At 57.7% G+C, this 22563-nt stretch carries 17 protein-coding genes and 1 pseudogene; 5 read left to right on the plus strand and 13 right to left on the minus strand.

Going from position 1 to position 22563, the window contains the following annotated elements; all coding sequences use genetic code 11:
• Positions 1–9: 9 nt before the first annotated feature.
• From bglF to dusC, 4 genes and pseudogenes are all read right to left on the minus strand, one after another.
• Positions 10–1981, minus strand: a pseudogene (bglF, locus tag ACOI7Z_RS09720) (PTS beta-glucoside transporter subunit IIABC).
• 29 nt (positions 1982–2010) lie between these two features.
• The gene (gene bglG / locus ACOI7Z_RS09725) at positions 2011–2844 is read right to left on the minus strand and encodes a transcriptional antiterminator BglG (protein ID WP_087849509.1); all 834 of its coding nucleotides are present in this window, start codon (positions 2842–2844) and stop codon (positions 2011–2013) included.
• Positions 2845–2999: 155 nt separating this feature from the next.
• Complete coding sequence (locus ACOI7Z_RS09730) at positions 3000–4364, minus strand: carbohydrate porin (protein ID WP_087849510.1); 1365 nt, start codon at positions 4362–4364, stop codon at positions 3000–3002.
• 356 nt (positions 4365–4720) lie between these two features.
• Positions 4721–5653 (minus strand): tRNA dihydrouridine(16) synthase DusC, encoded by a 933-nt coding sequence (gene dusC / locus ACOI7Z_RS09735; RefSeq protein ID WP_086075544.1) that lies wholly within the window; start codon positions 5651–5653, stop codon positions 4721–4723.
• Positions 5654–6011: 358 nt separating this feature from the next.
• On the opposite strand from dusC, the gene ACOI7Z_RS09740 reads away from it, so the two are divergent.
• The 4 genes from ACOI7Z_RS09740 to sanA all read left to right on the plus strand — a co-directional run bounded on the left by ACOI7Z_RS09740 (position 6012) and on the right by sanA (position 9176).
• A complete protein-coding gene (locus ACOI7Z_RS09740) occupies positions 6012–6416 on the plus strand; it encodes a CidA/LrgA family protein (RefSeq protein WP_023290438.1) in 405 nt (134 codons plus the stop codon).
• On the plus strand, positions 6406–7101 hold the full coding sequence (locus ACOI7Z_RS09745) for a CidB/LrgB family autolysis modulator (protein ID WP_004201621.1): 696 nt from the start codon (positions 6406–6408) through the stop codon (positions 7099–7101). The genes ACOI7Z_RS09740 and ACOI7Z_RS09745 overlap by 11 nt, the downstream gene beginning before the upstream one ends.
• Before the next feature lie 128 nt (positions 7102–7229).
• Entirely contained in the window at positions 7230–8114 is an 885-nt protein-coding gene (cdd, locus tag ACOI7Z_RS09750) for a cytidine deaminase (RefSeq protein ID WP_053810132.1), read from the plus strand.
• A 345-nt stretch (positions 8115–8459) separates the two neighbouring features.
• Positions 8460–9176 carry an outer membrane permeability protein SanA gene (gene sanA / locus ACOI7Z_RS09755; RefSeq protein ID WP_004201624.1) on the plus strand — a complete coding sequence of 239 codons (717 nt, stop codon included), beginning with the start codon at positions 8460–8462 and terminating at the stop codon, positions 9174–9176.
• Between the two features lie 70 nt (positions 9177–9246).
• Here the strand turns inward: sanA and mglC are convergent, their stop codons facing one another.
• From mglC to folE, 6 genes are all read right to left on the minus strand, one after another.
• Positions 9247–10257 carry a galactose/methyl galactoside ABC transporter permease MglC gene (gene mglC, locus ACOI7Z_RS09760; protein ID WP_002912871.1) on the minus strand — a complete coding sequence of 337 codons (1011 nt, stop codon included), beginning with the start codon at positions 10255–10257 and terminating at the stop codon, positions 9247–9249.
• 15 nt (positions 10258–10272) lie between these two features.
• Entirely contained in the window at positions 10273–11793 is a 1521-nt protein-coding gene (gene mglA, locus ACOI7Z_RS09765; RefSeq protein WP_002912876.1) for a galactose/methyl galactoside ABC transporter ATP-binding protein MglA, read from the minus strand.
• A gap of 118 nt (positions 11794–11911) precedes the next feature.
• Entirely contained in the window at positions 11912–12910 is a 999-nt protein-coding gene (gene mglB, locus ACOI7Z_RS09770; RefSeq protein WP_023290441.1) for a galactose/glucose ABC transporter substrate-binding protein MglB, read from the minus strand.
• Between the two features lie 296 nt (positions 12911–13206).
• Entirely contained in the window at positions 13207–14229 is a 1023-nt protein-coding gene (gene galS / locus ACOI7Z_RS09775; RefSeq protein ID WP_023290442.1) for an HTH-type transcriptional regulator GalS, read from the minus strand.
• A 155-nt stretch (positions 14230–14384) separates the two neighbouring features.
• Positions 14385–15542: a DUF418 domain-containing protein YeiB gene (gene yeiB, locus ACOI7Z_RS09780; RefSeq protein ID WP_087849511.1), complete on the minus strand. Its 1158-nt coding sequence runs from the start codon at positions 15540–15542 to the stop codon at positions 14385–14387.
• A 15-nt stretch (positions 15543–15557) separates the two neighbouring features.
• Positions 15558–16226 carry a GTP cyclohydrolase I FolE gene (folE, locus tag ACOI7Z_RS09785; RefSeq protein WP_023290444.1) on the minus strand — a complete coding sequence of 223 codons (669 nt, stop codon included), beginning with the start codon at positions 16224–16226 and terminating at the stop codon, positions 15558–15560.
• 360 nt (positions 16227–16586) lie between these two features.
• Between folE and fghA the strand changes: the two genes are divergently transcribed.
• Positions 16587–17420 carry an S-formylglutathione hydrolase gene (gene fghA / locus ACOI7Z_RS09790; protein ID WP_087849512.1) on the plus strand — a complete coding sequence of 278 codons (834 nt, stop codon included), beginning with the start codon at positions 16587–16589 and terminating at the stop codon, positions 17418–17420.
• A 57-nt stretch (positions 17421–17477) separates the two neighbouring features.
• On the opposite strand, the gene cirA is transcribed toward fghA, so the two are convergent.
• The 3 genes from cirA to yieE all read right to left on the minus strand — a co-directional run bounded on the left by cirA (position 17478) and on the right by yieE (position 22466).
• Positions 17478–19451: a catecholate siderophore receptor CirA gene (gene cirA, locus ACOI7Z_RS09795; protein ID WP_121935848.1), complete on the minus strand. Its 1974-nt coding sequence runs from the start codon at positions 19449–19451 to the stop codon at positions 17478–17480.
• 499 nt (positions 19452–19950) lie between these two features.
• A complete protein-coding gene (locus tag ACOI7Z_RS09800) occupies positions 19951–21420 on the minus strand; it encodes an amino acid permease (RefSeq protein ID WP_023290447.1) in 1470 nt (489 codons plus the stop codon).
• Positions 21421–21599: 179 nt separating this feature from the next.
• The gene (gene yieE / locus ACOI7Z_RS09805; protein ID WP_004201638.1) at positions 21600–22466 is read right to left on the minus strand and encodes a DNA-binding transcriptional regulator YeiE; all 867 of its coding nucleotides are present in this window, start codon (positions 22464–22466) and stop codon (positions 21600–21602) included.
• Positions 22467–22563 lie beyond the last annotated feature (97 nt).

The following is a 22563-nucleotide window of genomic DNA, read 5'->3' on the forward strand; positions in this document are numbered from 1 at the left end:
CTCCTGTGATTAATGGCTGACTGACAACAGCGGCTGACCGGCTTCGACGGCGCTGGGCGCCACCGTGTCGATCTCACGATAGTCTTCGCTGTTGCTGATAATAATCGGGGTCGCCAGGTCGTAACCGGCGTCCAGAATCGCCTGACGATCGAACTCAATCAGCAGATCGCCGGCCTGTACTCTGTCGCCCTCTTTCACATGCGCGGTAAACGGCACGCCGTCGAGTTTGACCGTGTCGATGCCGACGTGGATCAGCAGCTCAATACCGCTGTCGCTCTGCAGGCCGATGGCGTGTTTGGTCTGAAACAGAGAGGCCACTTCGCCCGTGAACGGGGCGATGACTTTGCCCACCGCCGGGATAATGGCGACCCCATTCCCCAGCAGGCCGCTGGCGAAGGTGCTGTCCGGCACCTGATCGAGGGCGATGACGCTGCCGCTCATCGGCGCCAGAATGTCGTTTGCCGAGACCGGCGCTACCGCCACGGCGCCCGGCGCGGCGCTGGCGCGCGGCAGGCCGGCGAAGAAAGTTAAACCACAGGAGATAATCAACGCCGCGAAGATGCCCACTATGCCGCCCCAAACGGTGCTATCAAGCCCTTGGGGTGGGATCATTTGCGCCACGGTAAAAATGTTCCCGAAGCCGAATGAATAGACGTTAGCGTTACTGAAACCCACAATAGCGCCGCCGATGGCGCCCGCCACGCAGCCGAAGATAAACGGCCGACGCAGCGGCAATGTTAAGCCATAGATAGCGGGCTCGGTAATGCCGAAGATGCCCGCTGAAAACGCAGAACCGGCCAGCACTTTCTGACGGGCATCGCGGGTTTTCAGCAAAATACCCAGCACCGCGCCGACCTGCCCCATAACGGCCGGCAGCAGCATGGGCAGCATGGAATCATGGCCAAGCACCGTCAGATTGTTAATCATCAGCGGAATCAGTCCCCAATGCAGGCCGAAGATCACACAAACCTGCCACAGCGCGCCCATCGCCGCTCCCGCCAGCCACGGCGCCACCGCGTAGATAATCTGATACCCCTGGGCCAACAGATGACTGAGCCAGGTCGCCAGAGGGCCAATCAGCAGAAACGTCAGCGGAACCACAACGGCGAGACAAATCGCCGGCGTAAAAAAGTTTTTCATCGATGACGGCAGCAGCGCGTTGCTCTTGCGCTCCAGCCAGCAGCAGACCCATGAGGCGAGAATAATCGGGATCACCGATGAGCTGTAATTAATAAAGGTTACCGGGATGCCGAGAAAATGCTCCACCGCCGCGCCCGGCGCCTGGCTGGCCTCAAAGGCCTGAATCATCAGCGGGTGGGTTAACGCCCCGCCGATCACCATTGAGACAAACGGGTTACCGCCAAATTTTTTACCGGCGGTGTAGCCGAGAAACAGCGGGAAGAAAAAGAACAGCGCGTCGCTGGCGGCAAACCAGATTTTATAGGTTCCCTGTAGCGGGGTCAGCCAACCGCAGACGACCGCCAGCGCCAGCATCCCTTTCAGGATACCAGAGGCGGCCAGCACGCCGATAAACGGCGTGAAAATTCCCGACACGACATCGATGATCTGCCCCAGCAGCGACCCTTTTTCAACGCTTTCCGCCACCGGCTCGCTGTCGTCGCTTAACCCCGCCTCCTGACGCACCGCCAGCCAGACTTCGTGGACATGGTTGCCAATCACCACCTGAAACTGGCCGCCGCTCTCCACCACCATAATGACGCCCGGGTTGGCCTTCAGCCCTTCGGCATCGGCTTTGCCGTTATCTTTCAGCTTAAAACGCAGACGTGTCGCACAGTGAACCAGACTCACAATGTTCTCTTTGCCGCCGACGCGGCGGAGAATATCCTGCGCGAGTGCTTTATATTCCATGCTCTTTTCCTTACTGCCGCTGCCCGCAGACAACCGGCGACTGAGTAGTAAAAATAAAAAAAACCCGAGAACCACGCCGGTAGGCGTCGCGCTCAGGTTTTGCCTGCATCATGCAGTAACAATCCAGTTTTGTCGGGAGACTTAGCGTCCCTCTTTTCTTACCCGTTCAATATGAATGGCAAGAAACATAATTTCTTCGGTGGTCAGCGCCCGCTGATACTGCCTTTGCAGATGCGTCGCCACCGTTTCAGCGCACTTCCACGCTTTGGCGTAGTTGTCTTTCACCGCGCTGTGCAGCGAGACGTCGTCATCTTCCACCACCGTGCGGGTCAGCATTCGCTGGGCGAAAAACTTCAGATGGGTGACGAAACGCTGATAGCTCAGCGACTCCTCGTCGTAGTTCAGCTGCAGCTGATACTTCACCAGCTGCAGGATCTCCTGCATCACCCGGGTCACGTGCATGACCTCCGGCATTTCGCTGTTGAGCTGCGCCGTCACCAGATGGAGGGCGATAAATCCGGCTTCATCCTCCGCCAGCGCCACGCCGAGCCGTTTGCCAATAATGGCCCTTGCCTCCTGGCCCAGCGCGAACTCCTTCGGATAGAGCCGCTTGATCTCCCACAGCAGCACGTTACGCAGTGCGATGCCCTTTTTCTGCCGCTCGATAGCAAAGTGACAGTGATCCGTTAACGTGATGTACAAACTTTCCTGTAACTTGCCCAACCGCCCGCGCGCCAGGTCGATAATGCGATCGCAGGTGGTCATCACTTCTAACGGAATCTGACTGAGCAGTTCACCTAAGCGGCCAACCAGTTCATCGCTTTGTAAGGCGAAGACTTTTTCAATTTTGCTGTCGTCCAGCGCGTCGCCCGGGCGTTTCTGAAAGGCCAGCCCTCGCCCCATCACCACCTGTTCGCGCTGGTGTTCGTCAAGAACCACCACCACATTGTTATTGAGTACTTTGGCGATTTGCATATTGACCCCAGAAACAAAAAAACCTGACCCCCGACGAAACGCCAGGTAATCAGGTTTTGCCTGCCGCAGCAGTTGCAATCCAACGCCAGCACTGTAACAACTTCTGCTAGGCGCTCAACCTGACAAGTGAAAAAACGTGATTAAGATCGCGACTATCAGAAGGTCACGACGGTTTTCCACTCCACCACCCACGCGTCCTGGGTCTGCGCAACGCCGCCCGGACGGTGCCAGTACTGCAGGCCCGGCTGCAGCTCCAGCCAGGAGACCGGACGGAAGCGATAATAGAGTTCGCCGTTCAGCGAGTGGCCGGCCACCGGCTGCCAGGCCGGATCGTTATCGTCGGCGGCGCCGCTGAGCTGGTTCATATAGCGCTGATTGCGCGCGTAGTGGCTGCTCATGTCGATCCACGTCAGGCCGAAGCCGATCCAGTCCTCCGGACGGGCGTCAAACAGCCCGCGGTAGCGCATCGAGGCGGCGACGGCGGAGTGGATATAATTGCTGCGCTGGTCGCTGAGGCTGCCGCTCAGCGAGACGCTCATTCCCCGCAGCGGATCGTCGGCGTGGCGGGTAATCTGCTGGTTCAGGCCGGCGTACATAAACCAGGTGCTGTCGTGCTCGGCGTAGCCCTGCGGGTCCGTCGCCCCGGCGCCGCCGGATTTGCCGCTGTAAAGGTCGCTTTGCGGCGCGTTAGTCCAGACCACGCCGAGGTTATAGGCTCCCGGCAGGCCATTCATCAGCGGACGGGTTTCGATCTCCATCGGCAGTAAAATGCCTTTGCTGCCCTTCGTCGACCAGCTCCAGGCATGGCTGCGCGCGGTAGCCTGCGGGTTTTGCTCCATCACCCCGCCTTTGAGGGTCACCGTCGGCGTCAGCTTGTACTCCAGGGTGGTGCCCCAGGTGTGGATGTTCCAGTTATTCCAGGTCAGCGAGTTGGCCGATTTGCCGCCGCACTGGGTCAGCAACTGGAAATCGCAGGGAATGATCTGGTCGAAGGTTTGCACCTTGTTCATCATGCCGATGCGCCAGGTCAGGCGACGGTCGTCAAAGCTGCGGGCGAAGGTCAGCCAGCCGAGGCGGGTGATCGACCCGCCGCCCCAGCTCTCCTGCGAAAGATCGTTGAAGCTGACCCGCGGATCCTGCAGCCGTTTCGTGGTGAGGTTATCATCGTGGTTGCGGTTGACGATGTTGCCCTCGAGACGGGCGTCCGGTATGCCGGTCCAGCGCTCCAGATCCTGGGTAAAGGTCAACGATACCTGGTCAATATAGGCCAGATGTTTATCATGGTTATAACCGCCGCCGGCGTTGTAGGCCATCTCGTTAAGATAGCCGAGATTATAATGAAAGCCGTTCTCTTCAAGGATTGGACGAATGCCCAGCATATCGCCCAGCAGCCCTGGCTGTCCGGCTTCAAACCCCAGCACGCTGCCGTTCCACGCCGGGGTTTGCGCCGCGTTCACGACGGGCGCCATCGCCGCCAGCGCCGCGCCGATAAAAAGCTGATTTATTTTTATGTTATACATTGTGATCTCCACCGTGACTGAATAAAAACAAAGGGGATCCCCAGGCTATTTATTTACCTGTTTTCTTTTTTAAAAAATGAATGGCAAGGGGCGTCCTTCGGTAATAAAACCGCGACCGTGCCAGAGAAAAGATGAATGACAATCTCTTGTTTTACGTCATCATTTACCCACCGTTAAATTTTGGCCAAAAAAAAACCTAAGCACTTGCCGCCACGAATGACGGAAGTGCTTAGGTTTTGCCTGCGTTCAGTAGCAATCCTGAATTGATTGACCGCACAGTATCACTTTATTTCACTCATGCCTATCATCAATAGGCAGGTAAGTAATAATATGTGAAGCGAATAACAATATGGCGCTTAATAGCGGGCGATCGCCGCCGCTATTTCAGCAGAGGTTTGCAGGGCGCGAATTTCATTAAACAGCGTCAGCGCCTCGGTATATTCCTTGCGTAAATAGCCCAGCCACTGCTTAATTCTCGCCACATGATACAGGCCGGTATCGCCCTGCTTTTCCAGACGGGTATATTTTTGCAACAGCTGAACCACCTGCGGCCACGGCATGCGCGGTTCGTTGTATTTGATCACCCGGCTGAGGTTCGGTACGTTGAGCGCCCCGCGGCCAATCATCACCGAATCGCAGCCGGTGACGGCCATACAGTCCTGAGCGCTTTGCCAGTCCCAGATTTCGCCGTTGGCGACTACCGGAATGGTCAGGCGCCGGCGGATCTCGCCGATGGCATGCCAGTTGATGCGCTCCGCTTTGTAGCCATCTTCTTTGGTGCGGCCGTGGACCACCAGCTCGCTGGCCCCCGCCTGCTGCACCGCGTCGGCGATTTCAAAGCGCCGTTCGCCGCTGTCCCAGCCGAGACGAACTTTCACCGTCACCGGCAGATGACCGGGCACCGCCTCGCGCATCGCCTTCGCGCCGCGATAGATAAGCTCCGGATCTTTCAGCAGCGTCGCCCCGCCGCCGCTGCCGTTCACCAGCTTCGACGGACAGCCGCAGTTTAAATCGACGCCCCACGAGCCCAGCGCCACCGCGCGGGCGGCGTTTTCCGCCAGCCACTCGGGATATTGCCCCAGCAGCTGGACGCGCACGCGGGTACCGGACGGGGTGCGGCTTTGATGATGCAGTTCCGGGCACAGCCTGTAGAACGATTTAACCGGCAGCAATTGATCCACCACCCGCAGAAACTCGGTGATGCACAGATCGTAATCGTTCACTTCGGTCAGCAGCTCGCGCACCAGCGAATCGAGCACGCCTTCCATCGGCGCCAGTAGTACACGCATATCGTTACCCGGAAAAAAAAGAGGCGCTATGGTAGCGCCTCCGGGCGTTGGTTGAAAGTGCTCAATGCGTCCCGCCTGCCGTACGCCATTCCCCATTCGGCGAATGCGGCAAAGCGAGGAGATAATCTCTATGCTTTACAGGAGTCTGCGGCGTCTCATACCGCCTTCATTTGCCGCTTCTCTTCCAAAAAGGTAGCGTGGGACCCGATATACCCAAAGCTGCGAGCTGTCAGGTCCTGCCGGGAGAGGCTATTGTTCCCGTACGCTATCAGCGCTATGCATAGAATTCATGATGTGATCGGTAGCACATTTTAGGGATTAATTGTATGATGAATGCACTTCATCAAGGGTTATTACCATGAGTAAATCGCTGACTATTATCTGGCACTACCTGCGGGCTTTCGTCCTGATTTACGCCTGCTTATACGCCGGAATATTTATCGCCGGGCTGCTGCCCATCACCATCCCCGGCAGCATCATCGGCATGCTGATCCTCTTCGTGCTGCTGGCGCTGCAAATTATGCCGCCGCAGTGGGTCAACCCCGGCTGCAATATCCTGATCCGCTATATGGCGCTGCTGTTCGTGCCGATCGGCGTCGGCGTGATGCAGTACTGGGATCTGCTGCGCGCCCAGCTGGGGCCGGTCGTCATCTCCTGCGCCATCAGCACGCTGGTGGTGTTTGTGGTGGTGAGCTGGAGCTCTCACCTGGTGCATGGCGAACGCAAAGTGATTGGGCAAAAGGAAAAGAAAAATGATGCATGAAATCTGGTGGTCGCTGCCGCTAACCCTGATCGTCTTTTTCCTCGCCCGCAAACTGGCGGCCCGCTTTAAGTTCCCGCTACTCAACCCGCTGCTGGTGGCGATGGTAGTGATAATCCCGTTTCTGCTGCTGACCGGGATCTCCTATGAGCGTTACTTTGCCGGCAGCAAGATCCTGAACGATCTGCTGCAGCCGGCGGTGGTCGCGCTGGCCTTCCCGCTGTATGAACAGCTGCACCAGATCCGCGCGCGCTGGAAATCGATCATCACCATCTGCTTTATCGGCAGCTGCGTGGCGATGATCACCGGCACCACCGTGGCCCTGCTGATGGGCGCCACACCGCAGATCGCCGCCTCTGTTCTGCCCAAATCGGTGACCACGCCGATTGCCATGGCGGTAAGCGGCAGTATCGGCGGCATCCCGGCCATCAGCGCCGTGTGCGTGATTTTTGTCGGCATCCTTGGCGCGGTATTCGGCCATACCCTGCTCAACCTGATGCGTATTCGCACCAAAGCGTCGCGCGGCCTGTCGATGGGCACCGCCTCGCACGCCCTCGGTACCGCCCGCTGTGCGGAACTGGACTATCAGGAAGGGGCGTTCAGCTCGCTGGCGCTGGTGCTGTGCGGGATCATCACTTCGTTGATGGCGCCGTTTTTGTTCCCGCTGATCCTTGCGGTAGTGGGATGAAATGTGATTCAAATCACATTTATCAATGCAACAATGAAAAGTTGCATTAGCAATGAGACGTAAATCACATTTGAAACCCCTTGACGCCCGTACACTGGTTTCCCATTACACTGTTATGAGGCAACGCTATGCACTCACGTTTTCAAGCTGCTTTGACGACTCTGGCAGCAGACCTGCAGGCGGCCATCGCCCCGATGCTCGCCGACCCGCACTTCCCGGCGCTGCTCGAAGCCGATCAGGTGGCGACGCTGCAACAGGCGACAGGTCTGGACGAAGACGCGCTGGCCTTTGCGCTACTGCCGCTGGCCGCCGCCTGCGCGCGCGCCGACCTTTCCCACTTTAACGTCGGGGCTATCGCCCGCGGCGTCAGCGGCCGCTGGTACTTTGGCGGCAACATGGAGTTTCTCGGCGCCACCATGCAGCAGACCGTCCATGCGGAGCAGAGCGCCATCAGCCACGCCTGGCTGCGCGGTGAAACCTCCCTGCGCGCCATCACGGTGAACTACACGCCGTGCGGCCATTGCCGTCAGTTTATGAACGAACTGAACAGCGGACTGGCGCTGCGCATTCATCTGCCCGGTCGCGAAGCCCATGCGCTGCAGCACTATCTGCCGGATGCCTTCGGCCCAAAAGACCTGGAGATCAAAACCCTGCTGATGGACCACCAGAACCACGGCTTCCCGGTCAGCGGCGATGCCCTGTCTCAGGCGGCGATTGAGGCCGCTAACCGCTGCCACGCACCGTACAGCCACTCGCCTTCCGGCGTAGCGCTGGAGCTGAAAGATGGCACCCTTTTCAGCGGCAGCTATGCGGAAAACGCGGCGTTCAACCCGACGCTGCCGCCGCTGCAGGGGGCGCTGAATCTCCTCAGCCTCAACGGCTATGATTATCCGGACATCCAGCGGGCGATCCTGGCGGAGAAAGCCGATGCGGCGCTGATTCAGTGGGACGCCACCGTCGCCACCCTGAAGGCGCTGGGCTGCCACAATATCGAGCGCGTGCTGTTAGGTTAATCAGCCTGCGCGCCTGAGCAGATGGCCGGATGAGGGTGTCGTCTAATCCGGCCGACCTTTTATGCCGTTATGTTGTCGGGTGGCGCTCCGCTAACCCGACCTACCGTTCGCGCCATTGCGAGCTGAAGATCGCTATGGCTGCTGAAACTGCCGACCTGACGGCCTCAAAGTCGCTGAGACGTTCCCGGAGGGCCGGAGAACAGGTTGCGGCTACGCCTTGCCCGGTCTGGGATCGGCGATCGGCTCATATTGCTGAAAATCCCCGCAATTAAACGCGGGTTTCTTGCGCTTACCCGGCGGGTAAAGTAGCCTGAAGACTCCGTTGTCTATTATTGAGCCAAGTTCATGTTAAAGCGTGTGTTCTACAGCCTGTTAGTCCTGCTCGGCCTGCTGCTGTTGACCGTGCTGGGTCTTGACCGCTGGATGAGCTGGAAAACCGCGCCCTATATCTATGACGAGCTGCAGGACCTCCCCTACCGCCAGGTCGGCGTGGTGCTGGGCACCGCTAAATACTACCGCACCGGGGTGATCAATCAGTATTACCGCTACCGCATCCAGGGCGCGCTCAACGCCTACAACAGCGGCAAGGTCAACTATCTGCTGCTGAGCGGGGATAACGCCCTGCAAAGCTACAATGAACCGATGACTATGCGCCGGGACCTGATTAAAGGTGGCGTCGATCCGGCGGATATCGTGCTGGACTATGCCGGTTTCCGCACGCTCGACTCGATCGTCCGCACCCGCAAAGTGTTCGACACCAACGACTTCATTATCATCACCCAACGCTTCCACTGCGAACGGGCGCTGTTTATCGCCCTGCATATGGGGATCCAGGCTCAGTGCTACGCGGTGCCGTCGCCGAAGGATATGTGGAGCGTGCGGCTGCGTGAATTCGGCGCCCGCTTCGGCGCGCTGGCGGACCTCTACATCTTCAAACGGGAACCGCGCTTCCTCGGTCCTTTAATCCCGATTCCGGCGCAGCAGCACGACGTGCCGGATGACGCCCAGTCCTACCCGGCGGTCACCCCGGAGCAGCTACTGGAGCTGCAGAAAGAAAAGTAGCCTCCATCAACGCATCCGTTTCAGGCATAAAAAAACCCGCGCCAGGCGCGGGTTTTTACTCAGGCAAAAATTACTTCTTACGGGCGTATTTCAGGGAATCCAGCGCCACGGCGAAGATAATGATCGCCCCCTTAATGATGTACTGCCAGTAAGGGTTAACGCCGATATAGGTCAGGCCGTAGTTGATCACGGTGAAGATAATCACCCCGGTCACCACGCCGAATACGGTCCCTACCCCGCCGCTGAACGATACGCCGCCCACCACGCAGGCGGCGATGGCGTCCAGTTCGTACATAAAGCCGAGGTTATTGGTCGCCGAGCCGATACGACCAGCTTCCAGCAGGCCGCCGAAGGCGTAGAACACGCCGGAGAGGGCGTAGATCATCAGCAGGTTCAACGCTACGTTGACCCCGGAGACCTTCGCCGCTTCCGGGTTACCGCCGATAGCGAAGATGTTTTTGCCAAAGCGCGTTTTGTTCCACAGGATCCAGACAAAGAAGACGGCAATCAGCGCGTAGAAGGTGATGTAGGACAGGCGGAACGAGCCCAGCGCCACAAAACCCTGCGCGAAATGGGAGAAATGGCTGTCGAAGCCGGAGATCGGCGACGCGCCCACGAAGTCGTAGTACAGCGAGTTAATGCCGTAGACGATGATCATGGTCCCAAGGGTGGTAATAAACGGCGTCACGTTCAGATAGGCAATGACGATCCCGTTAATCAGGCCGATGACCGCCCCGATGGCGCATACCAGCAGGATGACCAGCGGGATCGGCATGGTCGCCATATCCGGGAACACCTTGTTGGCATTATCCACCGCCTGCAGCATGGTCGCGGCAATCACCGCCGCCAGTCCCACCTGACGGCCGGCGGAGAGGTCGGTGCCCTGCGTGACAATCAGTCCGGCCACCCCGAGGGCAATAATAATACGCACCGAGGACTGGGTCAGAATATTACTCAGGTTGAGCAGACTTAAAAATGTCGGATCCTGGAAAATAATAATGGCCAACAGGACCAGAAGGACGACATATATCCCACCCTCTTTCAGGTAAGTGAGAAAACTCTTTTTATTTAACGCACTCATGTGAAGCCCCTGATCTTAAAGGTGCAATGACGCAAGACGCAGTATTTCGTTTTGCGTGGTGGTTTTAGTCTCAACAATGCCCGCGACCAGGCCGTTGCTCATCACCAGAATGCGGTCGGTAATCCCCAGCAGTTCCGGCATTTCGGAGGAAATAATAATGATCCCTTTATCTTTTTTAGCCAGCTCGGCAATCAGCTGATAGATCTCGAATTTGGCGCCGACGTCGATACCGCGCGTCGGCTCGTCCAGCATCAGGATCTCCGGCTGGGTCAGCAGCCAGCGGCCAATAATGACCTTTTGCTGGTTACCACCGGAAAGCGAACCAATCTGCGTATGCTGGCCGGGGGTTTTAACGCGCATAGAGTCAATGACCCATTGGGTATCGCTCTTCATCCGCGAGTTATCCAGCAAGCCGACGCTGTTTTTATATTTCTTAATATTGGAGATCAGCGAGTTAAAACCGATATCCAGATAGGCGTAAATCCCGGTGGAGCGCCGCTCCTCGGTCACCAGCGCAAAACCGTGGTTAATCGCCTCATTGGCGCTGTGGTTGTTGATCTTCTTCCCGTGCAGGGTGATGGTGCCGCTGGCCTTCTCACGGATCCCGAACAGGGTCTCCACGATGTCGGTACGCTTCGCGCCCACCAGACCGGCGATACCGAGAATTTCGCCCTTATGCAGATCGAAGGAGACATCGCGAATGGACGGCTGGCGCAGGGAGGTGAGATTGCGCACCTGGAGGATCACTTCTCCCGGGGTGTTTTCTCGATCCGGAAAGCGCTGGTTGAGCGAACGCCCGACCATCATGGCGATGATCTTGTCCATATCCAGCCCTTCCAGCGGCTGGGTGGCGATCCACTGGCCGTCGCGAAGGATGGTAATTTCATCGCACAGCTGGAAAATCTCTTCCATTTTGTGCGAGATATAGACGATACCGCAGCCGCGATCTTTCAGCTTGCGGATAATCTTAAACAGATGGTTGACCTCTTTTTCCGTCAGCGACGACGTCGGCTCGTCCATGATGACGATTTTGGCGTCATAGGAAAACGCCTTGGCGATCTCAATCATCTGCATCTGGGATACCGATAAGGTACCGACGCGGGCGCGCGGGTCGATATCAATATCCAGCTCATCAAATATGGCCTTGGTATCCCGGTACATTTTGTCCTGATCGACAAACATACCTTTAGTGGGATAACGCCCGAGCCACATGTTGTCCATGACCGAACGCTGTAAGACCAGGTTTAATTCCTGATGTACCATCGAAATACCGTTTTCCAGGGCTTCTTTCGCCGAATGGAAATCGATCTCTTTTCCCTGAAAAAGAATGCTGCCGGAATCTTTTTGATAGATCCCAAAAAGGCATTTTAATAATGTCGATTTACCGGCGCCGTTCTCACCCATTAACGCATGAATGGAGTGCGGACGAACCTTCAGGTTGACATTATCAAGAGCCTTGACGCCAGGAAACGATTTGTTGATGTTGCTCATTTCCAACAAATATTCGCCTGACCGTTCGCTATTATTGCTGACCATAGTTATACCTGGCTGCGTTCATGCACGCCCCGTCCGGCGCAATAACGCCAGCAGGAGTCTGGTTCTGTATCAGGAATAATCGGGCGTGGATAACCCACGCCCGCAACTCACATCACGATTATTTGCCGGTAAACTGGCTCAGGTTGTCTTTATCGACGCCCACATAGGGGACGCGAACAATCTTGTTGTCAATTTTCCAGTTGGTGCCTGCCGCAGCGTCTTTCCCGTCGGCCAGGTTTTTCGCCAGATCGAAGGTCGCTTTCGCCTGGTTGTTAGCATCGTTCAGCACGGTACCGGCCATCGCGCCGGATTTCACCAGCGCCAGGGCTTCCGGCAGCGCATCCACGCCGAACACCGGAATGCTGCTCTTGTTGTGCGCTTTCAGCGCTTCAACCGCGCCCATCGCCATGGCGTCGTTGTTAGCGATCACCACTTCAATCTTGTTCGCATTCGGGCCGGAGAGCCAGGCGTCCATTTTGTCTTTCGCCTGGGCGGTATCCCACATGGCGGTGTCCATCTGCAGCTGCTGGGTCTTCAGGCCTTTATCATTCAGCTCTTTGATAACGTAGGTGGTACGCGCTTCCGCATCCGGATGGCCCGGCTCGCCTTTCAGCAGGACGTACTGGATCTGGCCGTCTTTATTCAGATCCCAGTTCGGGTTGGCTTTCCAGTGCTTGGCGATCAGATCGCCCTGAATAATCCCGGACTCTTTCGAGTCGGTACCGACGTAATAAGCTTTGTCATAGCTATCCAGCGCTTTACGGGAAGGCTCTTTGTTGAAGAACACCACCGGAATGTTCTGCCCGCGCGCTTTTTCGATGACCGTTCCCGCCGCAGCCGGGTCAACCAGGTTGATCGCCAGGGCTTTCACGCCTTTCGCCAGCAGCACATCAATCTGATCGTTTTGTTTCGATTGGTCGTTCTGCGAGTCATTCATCAGCAGCTGGACGTCAGGCGCGGATTTGCCATCTTTTTCAATCGCCTTACGCACCACCGACATAAAGTTGTCGTCATATTTATAAATCGTCACGCCGATACGGGTATCTGCTGCGTGTGCTGCGGCGCCAAATAACAGACCAGCCATTACAGCAGAGAGGGTAAACACCTTCTTATTCATGGAATCTCCGGTTTTATTATGCAGGGTCATTTTTGTGAAAAAGTGCGGGCGGGATTTGTTGCATTAGTGTTACCGCACAACGCATTTCACGACGAAAATTCGGTCTTCCGTGTTGGGTAACGCTCCAGAAAAATACGACTCTAATACTCGTTTAACGCCTTGTTCCTACTGAAGAAAGTAAGGATTCCCCATCACCTCGCGGTTCAGACTGGTAAACGCTGCCATCATAATCAGGTGAATGTTAATATACTGTGAATTTACTCACAAATTGAAAGCGGTTACATCCCGCCGCCGCTTCAGTTAGTGATCGGCCCCACAGTTTGCCGCTGGGCAACGGAGTGACGGCGCACCAGGGTGGGCATAAAGCAGTGCGTCGCCTCGCGATCCAGCTTGCCGGCCGCCCCCAGCAGCGCCAACTCGGTGGCCAGCTTCGCCATCGACATCACCGGATAGCGCACGGTGGTCAGCTGAGGATCGGTGTAACGGGAAATAGGAATATCATCAAAGCCAATCAGCGACAGATGCTGCGGCACGACAATGCCGTTGTCCTTCAGCGTGGTCAGCGCGCCGGCCGCCATGCTGTCGTTATAGGCGAACACCGCAGTGAGGCCGAGATTCCGCCCCAGCAGTTCGACCATCGCCGCTTCGCCGCCCTGCATGTCCGGGGAGCCGGACCCGACCCAGCTGTCCGGGGCGATGATGCCCTGCTCCTGCAGCGCTTTGCTCCACCCTTCCCGGCGCATATCGTCGTCTTCAATGCCGTGATTAGAGGAGAGATAACCGATGCGCTGGTGGCCGTGATTGAGCAGCATGCGGGTAGCCATCAGCGCGCCGCTAACGTTGTCGAGGCCGACGCAGCGATGGGCAAAGCCCGGCACGATGCGGTTGATCAGCACCATCCCCGGGATATGTTGCATAAAGTCGCTCAGTTCAGCATCGCTGAGCGCTTTAGAATGGACGATCAGCGCCGAGCAGCGCTGGCGGATCAGCACCTCGATGGCATGGCGCTCTTTTTCCGCCTCGTGATAGCTGTTGCCGATCAGCACATACTTATGATGCTGCTGGGCGACGGTATCCACCGCTTTCACCAGCGCGCCGAAGAAGGCATCGGAGACGTCCATCACCACCACGCCGATGGTATCGCTGACCTGGGTGGCCAGCGCCTGGGCGTTGGCGTTGGGCCGGTAGCCCAGCTGGGTCACCGCTTTCATCACCACGTCGCGCGTATCCGGACTCACCAGCGCGCTATTGTTCAGTACCCGCGACACGGTGGCCACGGATACGCCCGCCTGGCGGGCGACATCACGAATGGTGATCATACTCAGCGACCTTAAGAGAATTACAGCACGTCACATTCACCTCCTGTGCTCAGCAAGGAGGCTATTCTGGCAGCGACCCGCGGTCCGCTACGTGAGTGAGGTCACACGGCTGGAAACGTTTACATCCGTTTTGTTAATGATTGTGATCGAGATCGTTATCTGGATGTGTCTTTCAATGATGTCCCTGACGCACGCAGGGTTAACTGACGCCACAGCCATTCCACCGGCCCCTGGCGGAAGCGGCGCAGCCAGAGTGATGATACGAGGAGGTTGACGGCCCAGATGGGGGGAACAAAGGCCAGCAGCTGCAGACGATCGAAGCGCATAAACAGCCCGATATGATAAAACAGGGTGGTGCAGATCAGGGTCTGCAGCAGGTAGTTGCTCAGCGCCATGCGTCCGACGCAGGCGATAGCCCCCACCAGGCGGAAACGGCAGAGCTGCGGCCAGTAGCCCCAGGCCAGCGAGGCATAGCCGATAGCCTGCAGCGGGGCACTCAGTTCACGCGGCGCCTGCAGTAAGAACGCGCACCAGCGATAGTCCCAGGCCAGATACCATTGGGCGACAATAGCCGGCACATTCACCGCCATCCCGGCTAGCACCAGCAGCGCGCCGGTGCGCCGATAGTGACGCTGGCTGAACTGCCCTTTCAGCCAGCCGCTGCGCATCAGCGCCGCGCCTATCAGCATCATCCCCGCCAGCTGCCAGCCATACTGCGCGCCGAGCGCCAACAGATTGTCCGACAGCATATCCGCCCGGTTGCTGACCGCCTCCATGCCGCCGTGCAGCTTCCAGTACTGCTCATACTGCAGATTGGCCGCGTCCGGTACCCAGGAGCGATTCGCGGCCGTCCCCGAGATAATCCCCAGCAGGACCAGCACCGCAATACCGGTGAGGTAGAGCACCACCCCGGTGTTAAACAGCGATTTAACATGCTGCGCCTCGCGCACCATGCGCCAGCTCACCAGCCCCACCAGGGCGTAAGCCAACAGAATATCGCCATCCCAGAAGAAGAGACCGTGAATGAAACCAAGCAGCGCCAGCAGGGTCAGCCGCGACTGGATCCAGCGTTTGCCGCGGGGGAGCAGGAGCTGCAGACCGGCGCCAAACAGCAACGCGAACAGGGTAAGAAACTTCACCTGCGCCAGCAGGTCAAGGATCGCCCAGGTCCAGGCGTCGCTGAGGGTCGCGCTTCCTGACCAGGCCGGATTGAGGTAAGCGGCCTTCGGCAAGCCGAAGGCGCTGATATTGAGAAGCAGGATACCGAGGATGGCGACGCCGCGGACAAAGTCCAGCGTGACATTTCTCTCCATGTACCCTGCTCCGTTTTAGTTGTGGTGACGTACTGCGCGCAGGAATTCCTGGCGGGTATTCTGGCTGGATTTGAACAGGCCACCGAGGGAGGTGGTGGTAGTGGCGCTGGTCGCGTCACGGATGCCGCGCGCTTTCACGCAGTAATGCACCGCGTCAATGGATACCGCCACGTTGCTGGTGCCGAGCAGCGTCTGCAGCGCGATCAGGATCTGCTGCGTGAGACGCTCCTGGACCTGCGGGCGCTGGGCGAAGAACTGCACGATGCGGTTGATTTTCGACAGGCCGATCACCGAATCTTTCGGGATATAGGCTACCGTCGCTTTACCATCGATGGTGACAAAGTGGTGTTCGCAGGTGCTGGTCAGGGTGATATCGCGCACGGTGACCATTTCATCGACCTTCATTTTGTTTTCAATGACGGTGATTTTCGGGAAACGGGAGTAATCCAGTCCGGAGAAGATCTCATCGACATACATTTTGGCGATGCGATGCGGGGTCTCCATCAGACTGTCATCACTCAGATCCAGATTCAGCAGTTGCATAATCTCGGTCATATGACCGGTAATCAAACGCTTGCGTGTTTCGTTATCAATTTCTTGTACTGGCGCACGCATCGGCGTCTCCAGCCCACGAGCGACCAGCGCTTCATGAACGAGGACGGCTTCTTTACTCAGTGATGACATTTGGGTTTCTCCTGCAGGTGTGGCGCTCTTTGCTTTTTCTGGGGGCAAAGTTTGTATTCATTGTGCGTGAGGTGGCGCACAGAATCCAGTAGCCGTAACGATAATTATTGAAATTGGCGCTGCCTTTTATTAAGGCGCGAAGCCACGCCTCAGGCGCGACGCCAAATCCCTATCGCCGAATCCGGAATGATCCAACCGCTGTACGCATCCATAAGCGCCATCGCTACACCGGCATGTTGGCTATAAGTTGCATTAATGATGCAGTAAGTTCTCAAAAGGAGAAAGTGAAAGTTGCTCACCGGCTAATGAAATATCTGTATTATGAACGTTTACGCGCACATCCCTTCCGAGGAGCCTTGCATGGAACTGCTTGAAGAGCATCGCTGTTTTGACGGCCGGCAACAACGCTGGCGTCATCACTCCCCTGTCCTGAACTGCGCCATGACGTTCAGCATTTTTTTACCGCCTGAGCGCGAAGCGCCGCCGCCGGTGCTGTACTGGCTGTCCGGGCTGACCTGTAACGATGAAAACTTTACCACCAAGGCGGGCGCTCAGCGCATTGCCGCCGCGCTGGGCATCGCGCTGGTGATGCCGGATACCAGCCCGCGCGGTGACGAGGTGGCCAACGATGACGGTTACGATCTGGGGCAAGGCGCTGGCTTCTACCTGAACGCCACCGAGGCGCCGTGGTCGGCGCACTACCGGATGTACGATTACCTGCGCGACGAACTGCCCGCGCTTATCCGCAGCGAGTTTACCGTCGGCGAACGCTGCGCCATCAGCGGCCACTCGATGGGCGGTCACGGCGCGCTTATCATGGCGCTCACCAATCCCGGCCGCTACGCCAGCGTCTCCGCCTTCGCGCCAATCGTCAATCCCTCCCAGGTGCCGTGGGGCAAGAAAGCGTTTACCGCCTATCTTGGCGCCGATGAATCGACATGGCGCGCCTGGGACAGCTGCGCCCTGATGCAGGCCAGCCAGCCGGCGGACGCGGTGCCGACGCTTATCGATCAGGGCGATAACGATCCGTTCCTCGCCGGACAGCTGCAGCCCGCGGTGCTGGCGGAGGTCGCGCGGCAGAAGGCCTGGCCGTTAACGCTGCGCATCCAGCCCGGTTACGATCATAGCTACTACTTCATTGCCTCGTTTATCGAAGACCATCTGCGTTTCCACGCGCAGCATCTCTTTAACTAAACGCAACCTGCGCCGCGAATCCACGTCGCGGCGCAGGCCATCGTTAAGCGCCAACGATCAGAAGCGATAATCCACGGCCATAAAGTAGCGACGGCCCTCTTCGGTATAGCTGTAGTCGTCCCGGTTGAGATCTTTATCGCCCACGTTCTGCACCCCGGAGCGCAGTTTCACATTCTTGGTGACCTGCCACGCCGCGCCGACGTCAAACAGGGTATAGCCGCCCGGGGTTTTGCCGGTGGCGCTCACCGCGCGCTGCTGGCCGGTATAGTTGGCCGTCACGTAGAAGGACCAGTCGTCCAGCGGTTTCCAGTCGAGCGTGCCGTTGGCGGTATGGAACGGCAGCGTCTGCAGCGGTTTGTCGCCGCCGTTGCTCAGATCGCGACCATCGTTGTAGGTGTAGTTCACCGTCAGCTTCCACTCATCGCCGAACGGGATCTTCACCTCGGTCTCCACCCCTTTGATGCGCGCTTTGTTGACGTTGAAATAGCGGAAGATCGGCACGCGCTTACCGTTGACGGTTTTCCAGCCGACAAAGTTCGGGTAGCCCGGCGCTTCGCTGGCGCTGGAGGTGCGCAGAACATCAATCATATCGTCGACATTGTTCTGGAAGGTGGTGATGCTGCCTTCAACATCCTGCAGCCAGCCCTCTTCCCCACGATAGTAGAGACCAAGCTCGAAGCTTTCGCTGGTTTCCGGCTTCAGATCCGGGTTACCGATGATGCTGCACGAGCCGCGGCAGGAGTTGGTGGTCCAGTCGGGGTTAAGCTGCAGTAGCGACGGGGCTTTAAACGCCGTCGCCCAGCCGCCTTTGACGGTGACGGTATCGGTGGCGTTATACACCAGATAGGCGCGCGGGCTCCAGTGATCGCCATAGGTCTGATGGTCGTCCATACGAATGCCGGTGGTCAGCGCCAGCGGCTCGATGATGCGCCATTCGTCTTCAATAAACAGGGCGTACTGGCTGGCTGAGGTCGACTGGCCGCCGCTGCTCAGGTTGACCGGATCTTTCAGCTTGTCGTGGCGCCATTCGCCGCCGAAGGTCACCAGCTGGTTAATCATGTCCAGCGGCAGGACATACTTGCCGTCGATGGCATTGCTTTCCGAGGTGATGGTGCCGTTCTGCCCCGGATTTTTGTTATCCACCTTTTCGCCGTAGAACTTGAGCTCGCTGTTGCCCATCTCCCAGCGTCCGTTATGGCTCAGAGAGTAGTTCTCACGCTCAAGGCGGTTGCGGTCAAGGGAATCGGAGTCGCGATCCTGGCGGTCAAAGCCATAGCCCGCGGTGAAATCGTGGTTGTCGTTCGGCGTCCAGGCGAATTCAACATTGCCATCGCGGCTGGTGAAGCCCTCGATGCGCGGCGTTTCGCCGGCGGCATTGCTGGAAGACTGCGGATCGTCCTTGGCGCGCTTCGCCAGGCTGCCGTAGGCCTTCATCCCGAGCACGCCGTCGATCAGCGGGCCGCTGGTGAAGAACTGGCCGTTCCAGGTATCGCCACGGTCGCGGTGTTCCTGAATGGTGGTATCGGCGCTCAGCGTCCCGGTCCATTTCTGGCCGATTTTTTTGGTAATAATGTTGACCACGCCGCCGAGCGCATCGGAGCCGTACAGGGAGGACATCGGGCCGCGCACCACCTCGATACGTTCGATGGCATCCACCGGGATCCAGTTCAGGTCGAAGTCATTGTGGCGGAAGACGGCGTTCCGGGAGTTAACGCGTTTCCCGTCGACAAGGATCAGGGTATAGCTGCTGCTCAGACCGCGAATGCTGACGCCCTTGCGGTTATCCCCTTCGTTGGTGAGCTGGACCCCGGGCACATCGCGCAGTACGTCTTTCAGGTTCTGCACCGGCTTGCGCTGCAAATCCTGCTGGGTGATGACGCTGATGCTCGCCGGTGCGTCTTTGACGCTCTGTTCAGTGGCCGAGGCGGTCACCACCAGCGTTTCTTCATTCACATCGGCCAGGGCCGGAAACGCCAACGATACGACGGACGCAGACAATCCCGCCCGGATAAAAGGGTTTAACCTGAACATTCCAAATCTCCATGAGGTGTACAACCAAACAAACAAAAAGGTGCTGCTCACACGCGCTGGCGGCCTGCCGCTCTGTCGGCGGTAGACTCGCGCTGTTTTCTCGTCGATGTGGCTGGTCGCCCGATGTCAGTCTGTACACATGGCAGAGACGGGGGGAGTGGCTTCATCCGCAATGGTCGGAAATGATAAAGATAATGATTTCTATTATCAATCTAATTATGAAGAATTGTGTCAGGCTGTAACCGTGTGGACATAAAAAAAGCCCTCTTTTCAGAGGGCTTCCGGATGATGCAAACCTGTTTTCGTTATTGTACCCATATGTCTGCCGGGTGGCGGCTTTCGCCTTACTCGGCCTACGAAAAGTTGAAATATCAAACAGTTACGCAAATATCTGTAGGCACGCGTAAGCGCAGCGCCGCCGGGCAATTCCTGAAGATTGCACCTGGCCAGCACGATGAAGCCCTCTTTTCAGAGGGCTTTTATCGCACAATAGCGAAGATTAACGCTTAAAGCGGTCCGGGAAGGTCATTTCGCTGTAGCGAACGAAGCGGGTGCCTTTCGCCAGTTTGTACCCAAACCAGATGACGAGGAACAGCGGAATACCGATGTAGGTCGCCGCCACGCCGCCCCAGTCAATGGTGTCCTTGAGGAACGCTTCGTAGTTCTGTCCGAGGGTGATGATCAGGCACAGCACGAAGGCGAAGATCGGCCCCAGCGGGAAGAACCCGGAACGATACGGCAGATTATTAATATCGTTACCCTGCAGGACGAAGCCACGACGGAAACGATAGTGGCTGATGGCAATCCCCAGCCAGGCGATAAAGCCCGTCATCCCCGAGGTGTTCAGCAGCCACAGGTACACCGTCTGGTTACCGAACATCGAAGTCAGGAAGCACAGCGCCGCGATAACGGTGGTCGCATACAGGGCGTTGCGCGGTACGCCGCCACGCGACAGCTTCGAGAAAATGCGCGGCGCTTTGCCGTCGCAGGCCAGGGTATACAGCATACGCGTAGAGGCGTACATCCCCGAGTTACCCGCCGACAGAACGGCCGTCAGGATAACGGCGTTCATGATCGCCGCCGCCGACAGCAGACCGGCGTGCTGGAAGACCAGCGTGAACGGGCTGACGGAGATATCTTTAACGTCGTTGCGCAGCAGGCTCGGATCGGTATACGGAATGATCAGGCTGATAATCAGGATCGCGAAGACGTAAAACAGCAGGATACGCCAGAAGACCTGGCGCACCGCGCGTGGAATGTTCTTTTCCGGGTTCTCAGACTCACCGGCGGCAATACCGATAAGCTCGGTGCCCTGGAAGGAGAAGCCGACAATCATCGCCACGCCGATCATCGCCGAGAAGCCGCCGGCAAACGGCGCATCCGCGATCCCCCAGTTGCTCCAGCCGGCAGGCTGCGCCCCTTTGAAGATGCCGACAATCATCATCACGCCGACGATGATAAAGATAATGACGGTGGCCACTTTGATCAGCGAGAACCAGTATTCCGCCTCGCCAAAGCCGCGCACCGAGATCCAGTTCAGCAGGAACATAATGCCGAGGAACAAGGCGCTCCAGATCCAGCCTGGGGTGTCAGGGAACCAGTAGCTCATCACCAGCTGCGAGGCCACGAGGTCAACGGCGATCGTTACCGCCCAGTTGTACCAGTAGTTCCAGCCCAGCGCGAAGCCGAAGCCCTCTTCAACATAATTCTGCCCGTAGGTGGCGAAGGAACCGGACACCGGCATAAACGCCGCCAGTTCGCCCAGGCTGGTCATCAGGAAATAGACCATCAGACCGATCAGAATATAAGACAGCAGCGCCCCGCCGGGACCTGCTTGCGAAATCGTTGCGCCAGAGGCAACAAAAAGACCCGTACCGATGGAACCGCCGATGGCGATCATGGTCAAGTGGCGCGCCTTTAGTTCACGACGTAGCGTGGGCGCTTCTGTGGTTTTAGTTTCCGAAACCATGTGATAATGCTATCCATCCAAAAAATGAGGCGCGATTGTAGCAGACGATCGGGGTTCCATCCGGTACAAATGCAAAGTTATAAGAGAGCTTCATGATCGACCGCAAATTATTAGTAAAGCACTAACCTGCGGAATTGCCAGCAAATTCCCCCCCTTTATCAGGCGATAACGCCGGATCGCTACACCTGGCAATACTGTAGAAAACGTTGTAATGCTTTGGAAATATGCTTCTGCCGGTGGTGGATCCGCCACAGCGTGCGCGTCAGCCGGGGCAGCGGCACTTTCAGCTCCGCCAGCGTGCCGGAGGCCAGCTGTTCGGCAATCACCCGCCGCGATAAGCAGCTGATCCCCAGCCCATGGCGCACCGCGTGTTTGATCGCCTCCGAGTTGCCCAGCTCCATCCCCAGATGAAACGCCGGCAGATGCGACAGCAGAACGTAATCGACAATCTCCCGGGTGCCAGACCCATGCTCGCGCAGGATCCACGGCGCCTCGGCCAGCTGCTGCAGGGTCACCTCCCCCGCCAGCAGCGGCGAGTCAGGCGCGGCAAACACCACCAGCTCATCTTCCAGCCACGGTTCGGCGATAATATCGGCGGCATGGCACGGCCCCTCGATCAGCCCGAAATCCACCCGCAGGTCGGCAACGGCGTTGATCACGTCCAGGCTGTTGCCCACGCTCAGCTCAACCGGCAGATCCGGGAAGTCATGGCGATAGCGGGCAATGATCTCCGGCATAATATAGTTGCCGATGGTGCTGCTGGCGTAGACCCGAATCGCCCCGTTGTCGCCGCGAAACAGCTGCTCGATCTCCAGGGCCCGCTCCAGCAACGCCAGGGCGCGCGGATAGAGCAGCCGTCCATGCTCATTGACCACCAGCCGCTTGCCGACGCGGTCGAACAGCTGTACACCAAGCTGCCCTTCCAGATCGGTCAGCGCGGCGCTGACCGCCGATTGCGAAAGCGCCAGCATCTGTGACGCCTGAGTGGTCGACCCACTCTTATGGACTTCGGCGAACACTTCCAGCTGCCGCAGCGTAATATGCATAACCCACCCGTTTAGTAATCCAGTCTGAATAACCTTCCTTACTATGGTGACACAAATCGAGGCGGCTGACGGAAGGAAAATCCCCTTACGTCACAAA

The sequence above is a fragment of the Klebsiella sp. C283 genome (assembly GCF_048822555.1).
Classification (GTDB): domain Bacteria; phylum Pseudomonadota; class Gammaproteobacteria; order Enterobacterales; family Enterobacteriaceae; genus Klebsiella; species Klebsiella quasipneumoniae.

What these genes read in the sequence shown, in the direction of transcription:
- bglG (WP_087849509.1), bottom strand. Translation starts at nt 2,844, where the DNA reads ATGCAAATCGCCAAAGTACTCAATAACAATGTGGTGGTGGTTCTTGAC.
- ACOI7Z_RS09730 (WP_087849510.1), bottom strand. Translation starts at nt 4,364, where the DNA reads ATGTATAACATAAAAATAAATCAGCTTTTTATCGGCGCGGCGCTGGCG.
- dusC (WP_086075544.1), bottom strand. Translation starts at nt 5,653, where the DNA reads ATGCGTGTACTACTGGCGCCGATGGAAGGCGTGCTCGATTCGCTGGTG.
- ACOI7Z_RS09740 (WP_023290438.1), top strand. Translation starts at nt 6,012, where the DNA reads ATGAGTAAATCGCTGACTATTATCTGGCACTACCTGCGGGCTTTCGTC.
- ACOI7Z_RS09745 (WP_004201621.1), top strand. Translation starts at nt 6,406, where the DNA reads ATGATGCATGAAATCTGGTGGTCGCTGCCGCTAACCCTGATCGTCTTT.
- cdd (WP_053810132.1), top strand. Translation starts at nt 7,230, where the DNA reads ATGCACTCACGTTTTCAAGCTGCTTTGACGACTCTGGCAGCAGACCTG.
- sanA (WP_004201624.1), top strand. Translation starts at nt 8,460, where the DNA reads ATGTTAAAGCGTGTGTTCTACAGCCTGTTAGTCCTGCTCGGCCTGCTG.
- mglC (WP_002912871.1), bottom strand. Translation starts at nt 10,257, where the DNA reads ATGAGTGCGTTAAATAAAAAGAGTTTTCTCACTTACCTGAAAGAGGGT.
- mglA (WP_002912876.1), bottom strand. Translation starts at nt 11,793, where the DNA reads ATGGTCAGCAATAATAGCGAACGGTCAGGCGAATATTTGTTGGAAATG.
- mglB (WP_023290441.1), bottom strand. Translation starts at nt 12,910, where the DNA reads ATGAATAAGAAGGTGTTTACCCTCTCTGCTGTAATGGCTGGTCTGTTA.
- galS (WP_023290442.1), bottom strand. Translation starts at nt 14,229, where the DNA reads ATGATCACCATTCGTGATGTCGCCCGCCAGGCGGGCGTATCCGTGGCC.
- yeiB (WP_087849511.1), bottom strand. Translation starts at nt 15,542, where the DNA reads ATGGAGAGAAATGTCACGCTGGACTTTGTCCGCGGCGTCGCCATCCTC.
- folE (WP_023290444.1), bottom strand. Translation starts at nt 16,226, where the DNA reads ATGTCATCACTGAGTAAAGAAGCCGTCCTCGTTCATGAAGCGCTGGTC.
- fghA (WP_087849512.1), top strand. Translation starts at nt 16,587, where the DNA reads ATGGAACTGCTTGAAGAGCATCGCTGTTTTGACGGCCGGCAACAACGC.
- cirA (WP_121935848.1), bottom strand. Translation starts at nt 19,451, where the DNA reads ATGTTCAGGTTAAACCCTTTTATCCGGGCGGGATTGTCTGCGTCCGTC.
- ACOI7Z_RS09800 (WP_023290447.1), bottom strand. Translation starts at nt 21,420, where the DNA reads ATGGTTTCGGAAACTAAAACCACAGAAGCGCCCACGCTACGTCGTGAA.
- yieE (WP_004201638.1), bottom strand. Translation starts at nt 22,466, where the DNA reads ATGCATATTACGCTGCGGCAGCTGGAAGTGTTCGCCGAAGTCCATAAG.